This is a genomic window from Flavobacterium sp. ACN2, from assembly GCF_002303885.1.
Lineage (GTDB): Bacteria > Bacteroidota > Bacteroidia > Flavobacteriales > Flavobacteriaceae > Flavobacterium.
Map to the genome: position 1 here is coordinate 154,175 of NZ_MRCM01000002.1, position 16,747 is coordinate 170,921.

Genomic DNA, 16,747 nt, shown 5'->3' on the forward strand with positions numbered 1-16,747 from the left:
ATTTGATTTTTTTTATCGCTCAAATCTGTATAAAACCAATACCTTAAAAAGAAAGAAAATTCTTTGATTTTGTTTTTTTTAATAAAATTTAAAGAATTATGACTGAGAATGAAATTTCGTATCTGATAAGAGGAGCAATTTTTAAAGTGTATAACAATTTAGGGCCAGGTTTGTTTGAATCTGTTTATGAAAGCGCTTTGTTTTATGAATTAGAAAAGCTGGATTTAAAGATTCAAAAACAAGTTGAAGTTATAATTCCATATGAAGAAATAACGTTAGATCCAGCTTTTAGAATTGATATTTTAGTAGAAGACAAAGTAATTATAGAATTAAAATCTGTAGAGGATTTAGCCCCTATTCATTACAAACAAGTAGCAACATACTTAAGATTAACAAACAAAAAATTAGGCTTGTTAGTAAATTTCAATACGACAAACATTCTTAATGACATTAAAAGAATTGCAAATAAAATCTAATCAATCACACAGATCAAAATTTAAATCATTTTAATCAGCTTAAATCTGTAAAATCTGCGTGAAACCAAAACAAAATGAAAACATTCAAATCTATTTTTGAGCAATATAATTGGGATGAAATCCAATCCAAGATATATAAAACCACGTCAAAAGATGTTGAACGCACTTTGGCCAAAACCAAATACAATCTTGATGATTTTTTAGTTCTAATTTCACCTATTGCTCAAAATTATTTAGAGCAAATGGCGCAAAAATGCCATGAAATTACCAAGAAACGTTTCGGGAAAACCATCCAGATGTATGCCCCGCTTTACTTAAGCAACGAATGCCAAAACATTTGTACCTATTGCGGATTTAGTCTAGACAATAAAATCAAAAGAAAAACACTTTCTGATGCTGAGATAAAACTGGAAGTAGAAGCCCTAAAAAACACTGGCTTTGATCATGTTTTATTGGTTACAGGCGAGGCGAATTATACTGTAAACATCAATTATTTCCTGAATGCCATTAACTTAATCAAAAAAGATTTTTCAATTATTTCTGTTGAAGTACAACCCCTTTCTACAGAAGATTACGAACGTTTACACAATGCTGGAGTATATTCAGTTTTGGTTTATCAGGAAACGTATCATCAGGAAGTTTACAAAAAGTATCATACAAAAGGGAAGAAATCAAACTTTGATTATCGATTAGAAACTCCGGATCGAATTGGAACTGCCGGAATTCATAAAATAGGTTTGGGCGTTTTATTAGGTTTAGAAGACTGGCGAACAGATAGCTTTTTTAATGCTTTGCATTTAGATTATCTCCAAAAAAAATATTGGCAAACGAAATATTCTGTTTCTTTTCCGCGTCTCCGTCCTGCTGAAGGCATTATCGAACCTAATTTTATTATGGATGATAAAGATTTGACACAACTTATCTGTGCTTACAGATTGTGGAATGAAGATTTAGAAATTTCGATTTCAACTCGCGAAAACGAAAAATTCAGAAACCACATTATTCCAATTGGGGTTACAAGTATGAGTGCTGGTTCTAAAACCAATCCGGGTGGTTATGTTGTAGATCCGCAATCTTTGGAACAATTTGAAATCAGCGATGAGCGCTCAGCAGAAGAAATTTCAAAAATCATTAAAAACGCGGGCTATGAACCCGTTTGGAAAGACTGGGACAAAGCTTATAGTTGAAATGTTTCAAGTTTCAGGTTTGAAAACTTAACATTTTACAATTCACAATTCACAATTCACAATTAAAAAAATGAGTATTATACAAGAGTTCCTTCGTTACAACAGACAAACTATTCTGCCTGAAATTGGTGATGAGGGTCAGGAAAAATTAAAAAAAGCTAGAGTTTTAGTAATTGGCGCAGGAGGTTTGGGCTGTCCGATTTTACAATACATTGCAACTGCAGGAGTTGGTTTTATTGGAATCATGGATTTTGACATTATTGAAATTCACAATCTTCACAGACAGATTTTGTATACCGAAAATGAAATTGGTCAACATAAAGCAATTGTGGCAAAAGATGTAGTTTCAAAACTCAATCCGTTGATTGAAACTGTTGCAATTAATGAAAAACTAACTGCTGAAAATGCTTCAAAAACCATTCAGCAGTATGATATTGTTGTAGATGGTTCTGATAATTTTTCTACTCGTTATTTAGTCAATGATACTTGCGTTGAGCACGGCAAACCTTTAGTTTACGGAAGCATTTTAAAATTTGAAGGGCAAATTGCGGTTTTCAATCATAACGGAAGTAAAAATCTTAGAGATTTATTTCCCGAAATGCCAGATCCAAAAGATGTTCCAAATTGCAATTTAAACGGTGTTTTGGGAACATTGCCAGGAATTATTGGCAACATGATGGCGCACGAAACCTTAAAATTAATTTTAGAATTACCAACTTTAAAAAATGAATTGGTCATTTTTAATACTCTAAATTGGAATTTTACAAAACTGAATTTCTAAAAAATAACCTCATCACCAACGCTAATAATTCCAGAATTCAAACTCACGATATTAGTCCCAAATAAAACCGAATTATCTACATTTCGGTATTTACTTAAAGTTTTCAAAGGTTCTTTTTTTAAACGCCCGTTTTCTGGATCATTGTTCACCATAACACATCTTCCACAGGGTTTTATATTTTTAAATTGAACTCCGCCTATCGCAAAAGTCTTAAAATCATCTTCTTCATGAGGATTTTCAGTGCTTACTACAATGTTGGGACGAAATCTTTTTATAGTAATTTTTTCATCGAGCTTCTCATTCAAAAAATCCAAGCTTTTGGATCCAATTAATAAATATGGATAACCGTCTGCCAAACTTACATTGAATGTTTCTTTTAACCTGGAACTTTCGTGCTTACGGGCTCCATTTTTAAGTATTTTAACCAATTTGCATTCAAAACCTAAATGCAGGCTAAACCATTTTGATGTTTCTAGATTTACCTCAACAACTTGGCTTTTATCATCCCACACATTTACTTCTATTGCATCTTCTAAACTTTCGTCAGTAGAGAATTCATGTTTTTGATCCTGAAACGTAATACTGATTTTTCCATTTGAGATCTGCGGATAAAACTGGCTCATAATGCGATGTTCTCTCTGCGTCAGCATTTGATTTTCTGCATCAATGAGCATCCAACGTCGATCGTTTTCAAATCCCATTTCTTCAGCTTTTGCAGACGCAAGGCTGATTCCTGCCAAACTCTTTATCGGATAAATATAAATTTCTTTTACGCTGTAAATTGCATTCATTTTCTATTTACTTTTTAAAATGGACATAAACTCTTCACGATCAATTTCGCGACAACCCAAACTATCCAAATGTGGATTATAAACCTGACAATCCAATAATTTATAATTCTCTTTTTCTAAATGATTTACTAGAGATATAAAAGCCACTTTAGAAGCATTTGACACTTTCGAAAACATACTTTCTCCACAGAAAATATGTCCCAAATCGACGCCATACAAACCTCCAACTAAAACATCGTCTTGCCAAACCTCAACCGATTTTGCAATTCCTTGACGATTAAGTTCACAATACGATTCTACTATATCATCTGAAATCCAAGTTCCGTCCTGGCCAATACGTTGTATTTTCTGGCAGTTCGAAATTACTTCTTTAAAATTGGTATTAAAGGTAACTGTAAATTGTTTTCTATTTAAAATATTCCGCATGCTTTTAGAAATAACTAATTCGTCTAAAAACAAAACCATACGAGGATCAGGTGCCCACCAAAGTATAGGCTCACCTTCATTAAACCAAGGAAAAATTCCTTTTTGGTACGCCAATTTTAAGCGTTCGGGACTCAAATCACCACCAACAGCCAAAATACCTTCTTCATCGGCTTCTGAAACGGGCGGAAAATATAAATTATCAAATAAGAAATACATTATTTAAATTTCAATGACAAAATTCTAATTAGAATTATTAATTCAAAAACAAAATTCCAAATCCCAAACTCACGTGAATGAATTGGAATTTGGAATTTATAATTTGGAATTTAAACCTTTTTTAGAACGGTAAATCGTCTGGTTCGTCTTCGTTTATACTTGTTGCTGGTGCAAAAGTTTCTGCAGCTGGCATTGGTGCTCCTTGTGCAGGCCCTTCTGGAGCTAATCTTTCGATTCTCCAACCTTGAATACTATTGAAATATCTAGTTTCTCCTTGTGGGTTAACCCATTCTCTTCCTCTTAAATTGATAGAAACTTTTACTGCATCTCCTTGTTTATAGCTACTCAATAAATCGCATTTATCTTGTGTAAATTCGATTAAAATATGTTGTGGATACTGCTCCTCAGTAGTAACAACTAACTCTCTTTTTTTGAATGAGGCACTAACTTGCTGCTCTGGGTTAACCACTTTTACTTTTCCTGTAACTTCCATCTTCGTCTATTTAATTATTGTTTCTATTTCTTTTTATTTTTTAGCTAAAAGTACTTTCCAAGCCGATTCTACATCGCCATTATCCAAGTATTTTTTGGCCTCTAAGTGTACTTTTTTCTGGTCGTCTGAGCTTAAAACTCCTTTGACTGCGAAATTTTCTTTCACAAATATAGTAACTTCTTCTTTTGTAGGCAAGGCTTCTATATTACCTAATTTTCCTAAATCATTTCCATCAAAAACAAGGCTTTCTTTTACAAAATCTGGTATTGCATCTACTCCAACCCCTAGTGTTGTCAAGGGTTTTGCGACTTCAAAAAGTCCTTGATTAGATCTTGAATACCAATTATTTCCAAGTCTCGAAACTAAGTCAATTTTATGCTGATCGATTGCTCCATTTTCATCTAGAATCGATTCATCGATATGAATTTTCACCACTTCGCACAAAATCAGATTTCCTGCTCCACCTTCTGTTCCTAACGGAATAATCTGCGTAATCTTACACTCAAACTGAACGGGAGATTCTTTTACACGATATGGTTTTACTAAATCTGAAGGAATTTGGGTTAATCCCGCTTTAATAAATTCGTTTACTCCGTCTCCATATTCTGTGCTTGCTAAAGAAGTTTGCTGTACAATATCGTAATTTACAACATTTATCACTACTTCTCGAGTTGCTTCGGCATTAATTAAAGTATGTTTAATCGTATTATCGCGAACACGTCTTGATGGCGAAAAAACCAAAATTGGCGGATTGGCACTAAATACATTAAAGAAACTAAAGGGAGATAAATTTGGAATCCCTGTTTCGCTAATTGTACTTGCAAAAGCAATAGGCCTAGGTCCGATTGAACTCTGCAGATAGCCTTGCAATTTGGCCGTTGGAATTTCTTTTGGGTTAACGCTGATCATACTTTAAAATTTAGACAGAATCTCATTTTAGTAGCTACAAAAGTATTGAAATGGTTTAATTCGAAGAAATAGTTTTGCAGATAAAAACGAAAAATCTTTCCACATCGGCAAAATATAAAATGTGTATATTTCGTTATATTTATACCTCAAAAAAACTGATATGTCTTTTTCTGAAAGAACAAATACAACCCGCTGGATTATTATTTCGGTCTGTTTTATAATCATTTCTCTAATTCTTTGGAACACTTATACTTTCTTCCAAATTTTTAAAAATGAAGAACGCTTGAAAATGAACCTTTTTGTAAAGGCTCAAATTTCAATAGTTAATGCCGATGAAAATACGGATGTAGAGCTTCCTCTTCAGATTTTCAACAATAACACTTCAATTCCGGGTATAATAATGCTGTATGATAAAGTGGTGAGTGCGGTAAATGTTCCCGACGAAATTCTGAATGATAAGAAAAAAAGAATTGCTTTCTTGAATAAGCTGAAAAATGAAAATGAACCAATCACTTTCGAATATGCGCCAGGAAAATATCAGACGTTATATTATGGCAACTCTTCATTGCTAAATAAACTCAAATATTATCCAATTGCACTGCTTCTAATTATATTTTTATGTATTGCTTTAATTTACAACTTTTATAAAAGCACCAAAATGGCAACCCAGAACAAACTTTGGGCAGGGATGGCAAAAGAAACAGCGCATCAGATTGGCACACCACTTTCTTCATTAATTGGCTGGGTTGAAATATTAAAAACAGAAGATATTGATCCGTCTATTAGTATCGAAATCGAAAAAGATATCGAACGTTTACAGACTATTACAGATCGTTTTTCCAAGATTGGTTCGATACCCGTTTTAGAACTTCATGACATCGTACAAGAAACTAAAACTGCTTATGAATATCTACAATCTCGTTTTTCAAAGCAAGTCGCGTTTTCGTTTCAAGCTCCAAGCGAACCTATTTTAGCTATGATAAATCCAACACTACATAGCTGGACTATCGAAAATTTAGTTAAAAATGCTATTGATGCTATGAAAGGAAAAGGAACACTAGATCTTTATCTCGAACAAGATGCAAATCATGTAAAAATCAACATTAAAGATTCTGGAAGCGGAATTCCTAAAAAACAATTTAAAACTATTTTTGAAACTGGTTTCACCACTAAAAAACGTGGCTGGGGTCTTGGTCTTTCTTTAACTAAAAGAATTGTCGAGGAATATCACAATGGAAAAATAAAAGTCCTGCATTCTGAAATTGGGAAAGGAACTACTTTTCAGATTTCATTAAATAAAAAAGTGCAGTAATATTGCTGCACTTTTTTGTTTTCTATATAATTTTTCAGCTTTATATGGCTTCGACTCCGCTCAGCCTGACAAGCTTATTCTATTTGAATCTTATAAATTTGACTGAATATCTTTTGCTAAAGCTTCGAATTCTTCTTTTGAAAGAGAAACTTTATCAATAAAACGCATTTCATCCATATGATTTAACGGAATCAAATGTACGTGTGCATGGGGCACTTCAAGCCCAACAACTGCAATTCCGATTCTTTTGCATGGAACTGTTTTTTCTAATGCTGCGGCAATTCTTTTTGAGAATTTCATTAACCCTAAATACAGTTCTTCGTCCATATCAAAAATCTTATCGATTTCTTGTTTCGGAATGCAAAGTGTATGTCCTTTAGCATTCGGATTTACATCTAAAAATGCTAAATAGTTCTCGTCTTCAGCGATTTTGTATGCCGGAATTTCTCCGTTAACTATTTTAGTGAATATTGATGCCATGGTTTATTTGTGTAATCGGTTAATCGTTAAATCGGTTAAACGAATAAACGATTAACCAGTTAAACTAAAATTTAGTCTCTAGAAATTTCTAGAATTTCAAATTTCAAAATTCCGTTTGGAACTGTAATTTCAGCTACTTCTCCAACAGATTTTCCTAATAAACCTTTCCCGATAGGAGAAGTTACAGAGATTTTACCTGTCTTTAAATCTGCTTCACTTTCAGCAACAAGCGTATATTTCATCTCCATTCCGTTGCTTTGATTTTTGATTTTTACATTCGATAAAACCAAAACTTTAGAAACATCCAATTGAGATTCGTCAATTAATCTTGCATTTGCATATACTTCTTCTAGTTTAGAAATTCTCATCTCTAACAAGCCTTGTGCTTCTTTTGCCGCATCATATTCTGCATTTTCAGACAAATCTCCTTTATCTCTTGCGTCTGCAATATCTTGAGATGCTTTTGGACGCATTACACTTTTCAGGTGCTCCAATTCATCTTTTAATTTTTTTAATCCTTCAGCTGTATAATAAGATACTTTACTCATAACTTCATCGTTTATATAAATACAAAAAATCCCATCGCGACGGGATTTTCTTACCACAAATATACTATAATTTTTAATAGTACATAATTATATGTTAATCATATAGATTTCAAATCTAAATAAATTATTTTTGTTTTAACTAATTCTTATTCAAATAATGAAAAAAATCTGGTTTTTTATCGCATTTACTGCTATTTTATTCTCTTGTAGTGACAATAGCAAGAGCAACAACAATCCTTACATCCCTAATTATTCTGTAAACGCATATCTTGATACCAATTTGCCAACTTATAACAAGTTAATGTATCCGAGCAACCCTGTTTATGTTGCCAATTACGGTGCAAAAGGAATTATTGTTATGAAAACTGGCGAAGGAACCTACACCGCTTTTGATGCTGCGTGTCCAAATCAAGCCTTAACTTCTTGCACTGCAATGACAATTGACGGAATTTATGCTGTTTGTTCTTGTGATAAAACTCAATATAATTTATACACGGGACTTGGAGACAAAGAATATCCGATGAAACAATATCGAGTGGAATCTTCTGGAACTGTTATTCACGTATACAACTAAAAACAAAAAAGCCTGAAAAATAAATTTCAGGCTTTTTTTGCATTTGGCTTAATTAGAATTTCAAACTCAAACCAATTAAGAAATTGGTTCCCGCTTGAGGATAATAGTATGGATAAACATCGTACATGTATCCGTTTGAAACATATTTTTTGTCGAAAATATTATTAACCAAAGCCGTTACGGTTATCGATTTAAAAATCTTATTAGGAATTATTTCGTAAGAAGCATTAAAATCATTTACGAAGTAATCTGCCAATTTTGCCGCAGGAAGTTCAATGTTATTCATGTATTGTTCTCCAACATATTTCTGCAATAATGAAAGATACAATCCCTTAAGCGGTTTATATACCACTACGTTTCCTGCAATAACTTCTGGAGAATACGCAATTTTAGTTGTTCCATAGTATTCGCCATCAACAGCCAAATCTACATTTTTGTTGCTGCTTAAAGTAAAGTTTGGTCGTAAAGTAAATTTCTCAGAAAGCGCAATTGTGGCGTCAAATTCAAAACCTAAACGGTAACTTTTCTCTGTGTTGGCACGAATTGGGTTTCCAACATCGTCTAATCTACCTGTTAAGATTAATTGATCTTTGTAAGCCATATAATACACATTAGAATTAAGTTGGAATTTCTCTGTATTAAATCTCCATCCTAACTCGTAATCATTTAATTTTTCAGGTTTTACATTTCCGCCTTCGTAATCAGTTCTATTTGGCTCACGATTCGCTCTTGCATAAGAAAAATACAAAGTGCTGTTTTGAGTAAAGGCATAATTTAAACCTGCTTTAGGATTAAAGAAATTGAAATTATCATCTACCAAACCAGTTTCTGCACTATTAGCCTTGTACTTTACATTTCTATATTGTAAATCGCCATAGAAACTTAATTTTTCTGTGAATTGATAATTTGCTTTCGCGAAAATATTACCGTCTGTTTTTGATGAATAATCATCGTAGTAGTGATCTCCTAATTCAGACTGAGAAGCATATCTCGCCCAAATTACTTTTCCGAAATGATCTCCTTCATATTTATTCCAGCCTCCGCCTAAAATCACATTCAAGTCCTCTGTTACATATTTAGCAGAAAAAGTAGTTCCGTAGAAATCATTATCCAACCATTTTTGACGAATCAAATCTGTTGTTGTTACTGTTCCAACAGGATTTAAACTATAATCGGCCATGTCTGCATCTTCTTTATAATTTTCGAAATAACCTTTTCCTTTTGTATAATGCAATGCAAAATTTGTACTCCATTTATCAGAAATTGATTCGCTCCAATGCAATTGATAATGATCTTGATTGTAATTATCGGTTTCGTTATCATAATAACGCGTTACACCAAACTCATCTGTATATACTCCTGCCGAATTATATTTTCTGTTTTCGTTTAATGTTTCCCCGTCAATTCCATTCCAAGATTGATATGTTTTTTGAGTTCCGCCAAAAACCAAAGCTTTAATTAATGTCGTTTTGCCAACATAAGTCCCTTGAAGAAAATATGATTTTAAGTCTGCGCTTCCACGATCAATATAACCATCTGTTTTTATTGTAGATAAACGTCCCGCAATTTCAAAATGATCATTCATCAAACCAGTACTAAATTTCACTGTATTTTTAAATGTATTGAAAGATCCTGCAGAACTAGAAATTTCGCCAGTTGCTTTATTAGCATAATTATCTGTTAGTAAATTTAAACTAGCTCCAAAAGCACCTGCTCCATTTGTAGATGTCCCAACCCCGCGTTGTAGTTGAAGGCTTTCTACAGAAGAAGCAAAATCAGGCATATTTACCCAAAAAGTTCCTTGACTTTCTGCATCATTATACGGAATTCCGTTTATGGTTACATTTACACGAGTAGCATCACTTCCACGCACACGAATTCCGGTATAACCTACACCGTTACCTGCATCTGAAGTTGTTACAACCGAAGGAAGATAATTCATCAGAACAGGAATGTCCTGACCTAAATTTCTGTACTTAATTTCTTTTTTATCCATATTGCTAAAACTCACTGGGGTCTTAGAAGTGACACGAACTGCAGAAACTAGAACATCGTCAAGCTGATTAACCTTTGTAGAATCTTGCTGTTGCGCAAAAGAGAAAAGAGAATAGAAAAAAGAGAATAGAAGAAATAAAATAGATTTGGTTCTGCTCATTTTTTGAACCTTAGAACCTTTGCAACTTAGTACCTCAGTACCTTTAAAGATAGTTTTCATTCGTAAAGAATTACGAATAAAAGGGGGAATTATTCTTTTGTTAAATTAATAAATGTGTTTCCCGACAAAATAAAGTGTGTACGCTCGATTGTGTCGTTTTTCCCTTAGCAACATTACTCGCTCAGGTTCTTTGGGTATGATCTCAGCTCGTTATTTAGAGCACCCCTTTGAGACAGTGCAAAGGTAATGTTAAAATATTTAAAACTCCAAAAAAGAAATTCCAAATTCCAAAACAGACTAATTCTGATTCTTTTGGAATTTGGAATTTTAAAACTTGGAATTTATTCCAAGTTCGGTTTTCTTCGAGATTGTTTTAAATCAGAAACATTCTTTTTGTCTTTAATTCTCTTTTTAATTACCGCTTTCGGAACTTTTGTAGCCTTCCTTACTTTCGGAACATGCAATCCTTTTTTGATAATTTCCAAAAATCGTTTAATTACAATTTCTTTATTTTTAAGCTGACTTCTGTCTTCGTCACAATTTAAAATCAGGAGATTTTCTGAAGTTAATCTTGCTGAGAGATTTTCCTGCAAGAGTAGTTTTTCTTCATCAGACAAAGCTTGAGAAGCATTCAAATCAAAATTCAGAACTACTTTTGATGAAACTTTATTTACGTTTTGTCCGCCCGAGCCGCTACTGCGAACGGCTTTAAAGCTTAATTCTGATATAATTTTTTCTGCATCCATATTATTGTGGCTGATGTGCCGCTTTCAATAAATCGTTTACCGTTTTTACGGGATTAAAAGTAATCAAAGGAACAGCGACAAAAACGGTTAACCAGTTGGCCATTGATCCGTTCCATAAACCAGGTAATTCGTAATTTTTAACTGATTTTCCCTCAACACTTTTTTCAACAATAAATCCTGCTTCTTGATCTACATATTGCAGCAGATTAAATTTTTCGTTTTTATAGTTTTTTATACCACAAACCAAATCTACAGGATTAAAATGTGTTGCCTCGGCTAAAATTTTCTCTTGTTTTTTATCTTCTAAATCAACTTGTGAAGTCTCTACAATCTGAAGCGATTTTATTCCTTTTTTATTCATAACCCAAAAAGGGCCACCGCCTGGTTCTCCTTCATTTTTAACCATTCCGCAAACGCGAATTGGTCTATCTAAAAGCTCTTTCAGTTTACTTATTTTATTTTCAAAAGTAAATTTATTGAAATCAGCAGTCATTTCAACGCTAAAACCCTTCTCTAAAAAAAGAAGTATTTCTTCAATATTATCTTCTTTAATTTTCTCTTGATCAATTAATCTTAAATATTCAAAAACCTTTTGCTGCATCTCAACCAAAACGCCTGCCAAAGCTTTTTTATACAATGTAATTTGATCAATATGATTTTGGATTACATTATCTATATTTTTAATAAAAATTACATCGGCATCCAGATTATTTAAGTTTTCAATCAAAGCGCCATGTCCTCCTGGCCTGAAAACCAAATTGTCGTTCTTATCTTTTACCAGCTTATTTTTTGTATCTATTGTGATAGAATCTGTGCTTTTACTTTGATAGGAATATCCAATGTCAATCTTAATACCTGAAGGTTTTTCGATTTTATCTTTAATTTCAGCAACCGCTATTTCAAATAAGTTTTGATGTATCTCTGAAACTGTAAAATGCAAATTAGATACATTTTTTGATGATGCATAATGTACGCACTCATTCAAATGTTCTTCAATCGGATTGGCAATGTGGGTATCATATTGATGAAATGGTAAAACAGCTTTGGGTTTGTTCGCTGAATTAAAATATTCTGGAGACAGGAGTAATTTTATAAAATAGTAATTTTTATAATCTCTTTCTAAACTCTCAAATTCAGGATAAATTTCTCTTAATTTTTTATCTACCGTCTCAAAGAAGGGAAACTTCTCCATACCAACAATAAAAATAGCAAGTTCTTTATCGTTTTTTCTGTTTATGTATGCATTTATTGTTTCTTTTGTAATATCAAAATCATTCAGAAATGCTATTAAGAATTTATACATTCTTGTTGCCGCACCTGATGCTGGAACAAATTTTTTAATTTTAAATTTATCCTTTTGCTGATCAAAAAATAAGGCTTTCTGCTGAAATTCATTCTCCGATAAATTTAAAATCCCATCATTGATTGTGGCTGGTCTAATTAAATTACTTTTTGCAATTCCTTTTTTAAAACTTTTTAACTGTTTTAGAATAGCATCAAAAGAAATACCTCTATTGTATATCTGCACAAAATCATTCGATGAGAAATCATTTTCTTTAGCAATAGTCAAATTCTCAATAATGGCTGTTGCTTTTTCCAATCTCGTTTCTTTATTACCAGATAAGATTATAAAGGGCTTTTTTGTATCTATTAAAGTTTGTTTAAAAGCAGAAAAAACAGTTTCTCTTCCTTCGGGAGTATCGCGAATATCGTCTTTTTCCCAAGGAACATCAATATCGGTCAAGAAAAATAAATCGTATTCATGTTTTAATGCCGCCTCATTCAAAAGCGGGTCACAAAAACCATAATACATTTCAGAGAATACTTTAGTCACCATTAAGTTGGTGTCACAAAACAAATATTTGTTTGCACTGGCCAATTTTTCGTTTTCTAATGCAGTCTGTCCATAAGCAATTGGCAACATATCATCTGCTACACAAATATGCTGATTTTCTTCCCATTTTTCTTGCAAATAGTCACGTGCAAACTCAGGAACCCATTCTGTTTCGTAGTAATCGGCAAGCTGTTTTGCTAAGGTTGTTTTCCCTGTACTTTCAGGTCCAAACAAAGCAATTTTTATGATATTTGTTTTTTGCTGTCTAAGATCTTTCTCCATTCTAAATAAGCTGAAATAGCCAAAATTGTAAAAATTATATACTGAAGTGACAGCATCCCTAGGCCACGATAAGCATAAAGAGGCACAACAATAATATCACCAATAATCCAAAGTGTCCAGTTTTCTATTTTTTTTCTGGCCATGTACCACATTCCAGCAAAAAATATCCCAGACGAAATCATATCGACATAATTGTCTTTATGAATTTCATAGTCAAAATATTTATAAATCCCGAAAACTACAAAAACGGTCACAATAAACAGTAAGATTCCGATTATTTTTTCATTAAAACTTGTACGGGTAATCGGCAGATTGTCTTCAGTCGTTCCTCCTTTTGCCCAAACGTACCATCCATAAATACTCATTATTGAGAAATAAGCATTAATAATCATGTCTCCTATATAACCCGCAACATAAAGCAGATAAACCGATATTACGGTAGCAATTAGTCCTGTTGGATATACCCAAATATTTTCCTTTTTAGCAAACCAAACGCTCAAAATTCCGCAAACAAATACTAAAAACTCTAAAGCAATATGCCATAGCGGTGCATTTTTATAACTTTCTAAGAAAAAATCTATCATCGGAAATGTGGTATTTGGCGTTTATTGTTCAAAAAAATGACTGTTGTTTTCAAAAGCAGTTCCAATAACAACCAAATCTGCACCAGCCTTATATGCTTTCTGAATTCCGTGCAAATCTACAATTCCTCCACCAACAATAACAGGAATTTTAATATTTTGAGAAATCAGCTCAATCATTTCTGTCGGAACAGACTGTTTTGCGCCACTTCCGGCTTCTAAATAAATCAGTTGATTTCCTAACATTTCTCCTGCCTGTGCTGTCGCCAAGACCAAATCAAGATTTTCGCGACTTAAGGGTTTCGTTTTACTTACACGAGCAACAGCGGTTTCGTTACCGCTTTCTATCAAAATATAACCAGTAGAAATAACTTCTAAGTTTGTTTTCTTAAGAATTGGAGCAGCCTGAACTTGATATTCAATTAAATAATCGGGATTTCGGCCAGATAATAAAGACAGAAACAAAATACCATCTGCTTTTGGTGAAATCTGCGAAGGATCTCCAGGAAACAAAATAACAGGCAGATTCGTTTCTTGTTTTAATGCCGTAATTAATTCCTCCAAAATATTATTCTGAACAATACTTCCTCCCACAAAAATATGAGTTGCTGGAGACTGAATGATTTTATCAATTAAATGATTTAAATTTTCCAGTACAATTTTATCAGGATCCAAAAGCACTGCCAGTAGTTTTTGACCGTTGCTTTTAGCTTCTAAAATCTGTTGTCTAATAGTGAGTAATTGTTCTTGCATACCAAGGTGTAAAAGTAAAAGTTTTTTAATGCAGAAGAACTATTTTGAATAAATTATATTTGTTCTACGTCTTTTGATAACATAAATAATACATTATGATTACAGTTGAATTACTAGAAAAATATGGTGTTGCAAAAAAATCATTTGATAAAAATGACATTATTTTCGAAGAAGGAAATCTGCCCTTACACTATTATCAGATTATTTCGGGTGAAATAAAAATGAGTAATTATAATGATGACGGACGAGAATTTATTCAAGGTATATTTTATAACGGACAATCTTTTGGCGAACCACCTTTATTTTTAAACCAAAAATATCCAGCAAATGCTATTGCTGTAGAAAAAGCTGAGGTTTTCATTCTTCCAAAAGAAAACTTTATGAAGCTTTTAGAAGAAAACCCAAAAGTCAGCATTAAAGTAATTGAGAATCTTGCGCAGCGATTGTATTATAAATCGGTTATGGCCGCCGAAATTTCTACACACGAACCCGAACATCGTGTATTGAAGCTCATAGATCACGGTATTGCCTATTTCAATTTTCAGAAAGATAAAAATGGATATCTGATTAATTTTACCAGACAGCAAATTGGAGACTTAACAGGTTTACGTGTTGAAACAGTTATTAGGACCATAAAAGCATTGGAGAAAAAAGGCGAATTGAAGATTATTAACCGAAAAGTATACAGATAAAAAAAATCCCATTTTATGATTTTAATCATAAAACGCAGCACTATTGTAGGCGTAATTTTGTTGGTATAAAAAACTGAATACCATGACACTATATCAAACAACATTCGACATTTTCAATAGAAACTATATGGGCTCTGCTGCAATGGCAGTTATTGGACAAAGCTGTTTAGGAGGCGCTGCAGCTATGTATGTTTTAGCCAACGGAACTTCAATTCCGCAAATGATTCAGCTAGGAATTATTGTTTTAGCTTGTGTTTTTGCAAACACATCTATTTTGGCACAAATGAAACATAAAGTAGTTTTCAACCTTATAATGCTAAGTGCATTTTTAAGTTTGTTCTTTATACTTTTAAATAGTTTAATTCTATGAAAAAACAAATAGACAATAGAGCTGATGTTTCCTTTTTGGTTCATCAGTTTTATGCTAAAATAAGAGCCGATCGAGAAATCGGCTTTTATTTTAATGAAATGATTTCTGATTGGGACGCTCATCTCGAAAAACTAACTGATTTTTGGGAAACCAATCTTTTTGGCGTTCGCAAATACAAAGGAAATCCTCATGCGGTCCATAATGAAGTTGACGCTCATTTTGACGAAAAAATCACAACAAACGAATTCGGAATCTGGTTGAATCATTGGTTTCAAACTATTGATGAACATTTTGAAGGCGAAAATGCCGAAACATTAAAAAGACGCGCTCGAAAAATGAGCACTTTTTTATACATGAGTATGTTTCAGCACCGTCAAAAAGAAAGTGAAGTTTAAATATATAAATCTTGGGTTTGGAATTTGGTATTTTTAAATTGAAATTTTACTTCTCAAAAGCATAAACCAAAGTAAACTTACCCTCAAAATTATCTGATTGGACTTCTTGATAATGTACATCAAAATCCTTGATCAGATTATCAAAATGAAGACTTGCCTGCGTTTGGGTTTCTCCTAAAGAAAAGTTGCTCACATTAATATGATCTTTAAAACTGATCCCTTTTTCATTTCTGATTTTAAAGATCGCCTCTTTGGCTCCCCAGATTACGGTAAGTTTTTTTATGTATTCTTCTATAGATGAAGGATCCAAATAATCGCATTCAAAGTCTGTAAATTTATCTGCAATTCTCTGGATTTTTTCTCGCTGCAATTCCATGTCAATCCCAACCTTTTCTTTGCTTATAATTATCGCCGCAAAATGGTACGAATGTGTAATTGAGATATGATTATCACAATCAAAATAAGGTTTTCCGAATTCATCATAATGCAAATCTTTATCTGTAAAACCCATTTCCTGAATCAGCATACGAACACTTAAAAAAGCACGCTGATGCATTTGCGATTTCATTCCGTCCAATCTCTTTTGTGTTTTTTCTTTCAACACCACTTTACTCAATAATTCTTCGAGAGATTCTGTGATTTCCCAAATTAAAATTTTAGTCGTTTCATTGAATTGTATGGTCTGAAATAAAGGCATTACTTTTTAATTGTAAATTATGAATGGTGAATGATAAATTATTTTCTTG

At 32.8% G+C, this 16,747-nt stretch carries 20 protein-coding genes; 8 read left to right on the forward strand and 12 right to left on the reverse strand.

Annotation, left to right across the window (positions count from 1 at the left end; translation table 11 throughout):
* Nucleotides 1-98: 98 nt before the first annotated feature.
* From BSF41_RS02615 to BSF41_RS02625, 3 genes are all read left to right on the forward strand, one after another.
* A complete protein-coding gene (locus BSF41_RS02615; protein WP_095927967.1) occupies nt 99-476 on the forward strand; it encodes a GxxExxY protein in 378 nt (125 codons plus the stop codon).
* 74 nt (nt 477-550) lie between these two features.
* Nucleotides 551-1,663: a 2-iminoacetate synthase ThiH gene (gene thiH / locus BSF41_RS02620; RefSeq protein ID WP_095927968.1), complete on the forward strand. Its 1,113-nt coding sequence runs from the start codon at nt 551-553 to the stop codon at nt 1,661-1,663.
* A 70-nt stretch (nt 1,664-1,733) separates the two neighbouring features.
* Nucleotides 1,734-2,444: a HesA/MoeB/ThiF family protein gene (locus tag BSF41_RS02625; RefSeq protein WP_095927969.1), complete on the forward strand. Its 711-nt coding sequence runs from the start codon at nt 1,734-1,736 to the stop codon at nt 2,442-2,444.
* Here BSF41_RS02625 and BSF41_RS02630 read toward each other — a convergent pair.
* From BSF41_RS02630 to BSF41_RS02645, 4 genes are all read right to left on the reverse strand, one after another.
* Nucleotides 2,441-3,235 (reverse strand): MOSC domain-containing protein, encoded by a 795-nt coding sequence (locus BSF41_RS02630; RefSeq protein WP_095927970.1) that lies wholly within the window; start codon nt 3,233-3,235, stop codon nt 2,441-2,443. The two genes, BSF41_RS02625 and BSF41_RS02630, sit on opposite strands and share 4 nt — an antisense overlap.
* A gap of 3 nt (nt 3,236-3,238) precedes the next feature.
* A complete protein-coding gene (gene aat / locus BSF41_RS02635; protein WP_095927971.1) occupies nt 3,239-3,877 on the reverse strand; it encodes a leucyl/phenylalanyl-tRNA--protein transferase in 639 nt (212 codons plus the stop codon).
* 121 nt (nt 3,878-3,998) lie between these two features.
* Nucleotides 3,999-4,370, reverse strand: a complete 372-nt coding sequence (locus tag BSF41_RS02640) for a DUF3127 domain-containing protein (RefSeq protein WP_095927972.1) — start codon at nt 4,368-4,370, stop codon at nt 3,999-4,001.
* Nucleotides 4,371-4,403: 33 nt separating this feature from the next.
* Nucleotides 4,404-5,279: a flavin reductase family protein gene (locus BSF41_RS02645; RefSeq protein WP_095927973.1), complete on the reverse strand. Its 876-nt coding sequence runs from the start codon at nt 5,277-5,279 to the stop codon at nt 4,404-4,406.
* 160 nt (nt 5,280-5,439) lie between these two features.
* On the opposite strand from BSF41_RS02645, the gene BSF41_RS02650 reads away from it, so the two are divergent.
* Nucleotides 5,440-6,591 carry a PAS domain-containing sensor histidine kinase gene (locus tag BSF41_RS02650; protein ID WP_095927974.1) on the forward strand — a complete coding sequence of 384 codons (1,152 nt, stop codon included), beginning with the start codon at nt 5,440-5,442 and terminating at the stop codon, nt 6,589-6,591.
* Nucleotides 6,592-6,681: 90 nt separating this feature from the next.
* On the opposite strand, the gene BSF41_RS02655 is transcribed toward BSF41_RS02650, so the two are convergent.
* Both BSF41_RS02655 and greA read right to left on the reverse strand, forming a co-directional pair.
* Entirely contained in the window at nt 6,682-7,071 is a 390-nt protein-coding gene (locus BSF41_RS02655; RefSeq protein ID WP_095927975.1) for an HIT family protein, read from the reverse strand.
* A gap of 71 nt (nt 7,072-7,142) precedes the next feature.
* Nucleotides 7,143-7,619 (reverse strand): transcription elongation factor GreA, encoded by a 477-nt coding sequence (greA, locus tag BSF41_RS02660; protein ID WP_057117494.1) that lies wholly within the window; start codon nt 7,617-7,619, stop codon nt 7,143-7,145.
* 157 nt (nt 7,620-7,776) lie between these two features.
* Here greA and BSF41_RS02665 point away from each other — a divergent pair, with 157 nt between their 5' ends.
* Complete coding sequence (locus tag BSF41_RS02665; protein ID WP_095927976.1) at nt 7,777-8,193, forward strand: hypothetical protein; 417 nt, start codon at nt 7,777-7,779, stop codon at nt 8,191-8,193.
* A gap of 52 nt (nt 8,194-8,245) precedes the next feature.
* On the opposite strand, the gene BSF41_RS02670 is transcribed toward BSF41_RS02665, so the two are convergent.
* From BSF41_RS02670 to BSF41_RS02690, 5 genes are all read right to left on the reverse strand, one after another.
* Entirely contained in the window at nt 8,246-10,408 is a 2,163-nt protein-coding gene (locus BSF41_RS02670) for a TonB-dependent receptor (RefSeq protein WP_095927977.1), read from the reverse strand.
* Between the two features lie 281 nt (nt 10,409-10,689).
* Nucleotides 10,690-11,094 carry an alternative ribosome rescue aminoacyl-tRNA hydrolase ArfB gene (arfB, locus tag BSF41_RS02675; RefSeq protein WP_095927978.1) on the reverse strand — a complete coding sequence of 135 codons (405 nt, stop codon included), beginning with the start codon at nt 11,092-11,094 and terminating at the stop codon, nt 10,690-10,692.
* Between the two features lies 1 nt (nt 11,095).
* Nucleotides 11,096-13,210, reverse strand: a complete 2,115-nt coding sequence (locus BSF41_RS02680) for a DUF4301 family protein (protein ID WP_095927979.1) — start codon at nt 13,208-13,210, stop codon at nt 11,096-11,098.
* Nucleotides 13,171-13,794, reverse strand: coding sequence for a nicotinamide riboside transporter PnuC (gene pnuC, locus BSF41_RS02685; RefSeq protein ID WP_095927980.1), 624 nt, complete (start codon nt 13,792-13,794; stop codon nt 13,171-13,173). Before pnuC ends, BSF41_RS02680 begins: the two co-directional genes overlap by 40 nt.
* A 21-nt stretch (nt 13,795-13,815) precedes the next feature.
* Nucleotides 13,816-14,544: a geranylgeranylglyceryl/heptaprenylglyceryl phosphate synthase gene (locus BSF41_RS02690; RefSeq protein WP_095927981.1), complete on the reverse strand. Its 729-nt coding sequence runs from the start codon at nt 14,542-14,544 to the stop codon at nt 13,816-13,818.
* A 95-nt stretch (nt 14,545-14,639) separates the two neighbouring features.
* Between BSF41_RS02690 and BSF41_RS02695 the strand changes: the two genes are divergently transcribed.
* The 3 genes from BSF41_RS02695 (at nt 14,640) to BSF41_RS02705 (ending at nt 16,001) form a co-directional block, all read left to right on the forward strand.
* The gene (locus tag BSF41_RS02695) at nt 14,640-15,236 is read left to right on the forward strand and encodes a Crp/Fnr family transcriptional regulator (RefSeq protein ID WP_095927982.1); all 597 of its coding nucleotides are present in this window, start codon (nt 14,640-14,642) and stop codon (nt 15,234-15,236) included.
* A gap of 82 nt (nt 15,237-15,318) precedes the next feature.
* Nucleotides 15,319-15,606 carry a hypothetical protein gene (locus BSF41_RS02700; RefSeq protein ID WP_095927983.1) on the forward strand — a complete coding sequence of 96 codons (288 nt, stop codon included), beginning with the start codon at nt 15,319-15,321 and terminating at the stop codon, nt 15,604-15,606.
* Entirely contained in the window at nt 15,603-16,001 is a 399-nt protein-coding gene (locus tag BSF41_RS02705) for a group III truncated hemoglobin (RefSeq protein ID WP_095927984.1), read from the forward strand. Before BSF41_RS02700 ends, BSF41_RS02705 begins: the two co-directional genes overlap by 4 nt.
* 46 nt (nt 16,002-16,047) lie before the next feature.
* On the opposite strand, the gene BSF41_RS02710 is transcribed toward BSF41_RS02705, so the two are convergent.
* Complete coding sequence (locus tag BSF41_RS02710) at nt 16,048-16,698, reverse strand: 4'-phosphopantetheinyl transferase superfamily protein (RefSeq protein WP_095927985.1); 651 nt, start codon at nt 16,696-16,698, stop codon at nt 16,048-16,050.
* Between the last annotated feature and the right edge of the window lie 49 nt (nt 16,699-16,747).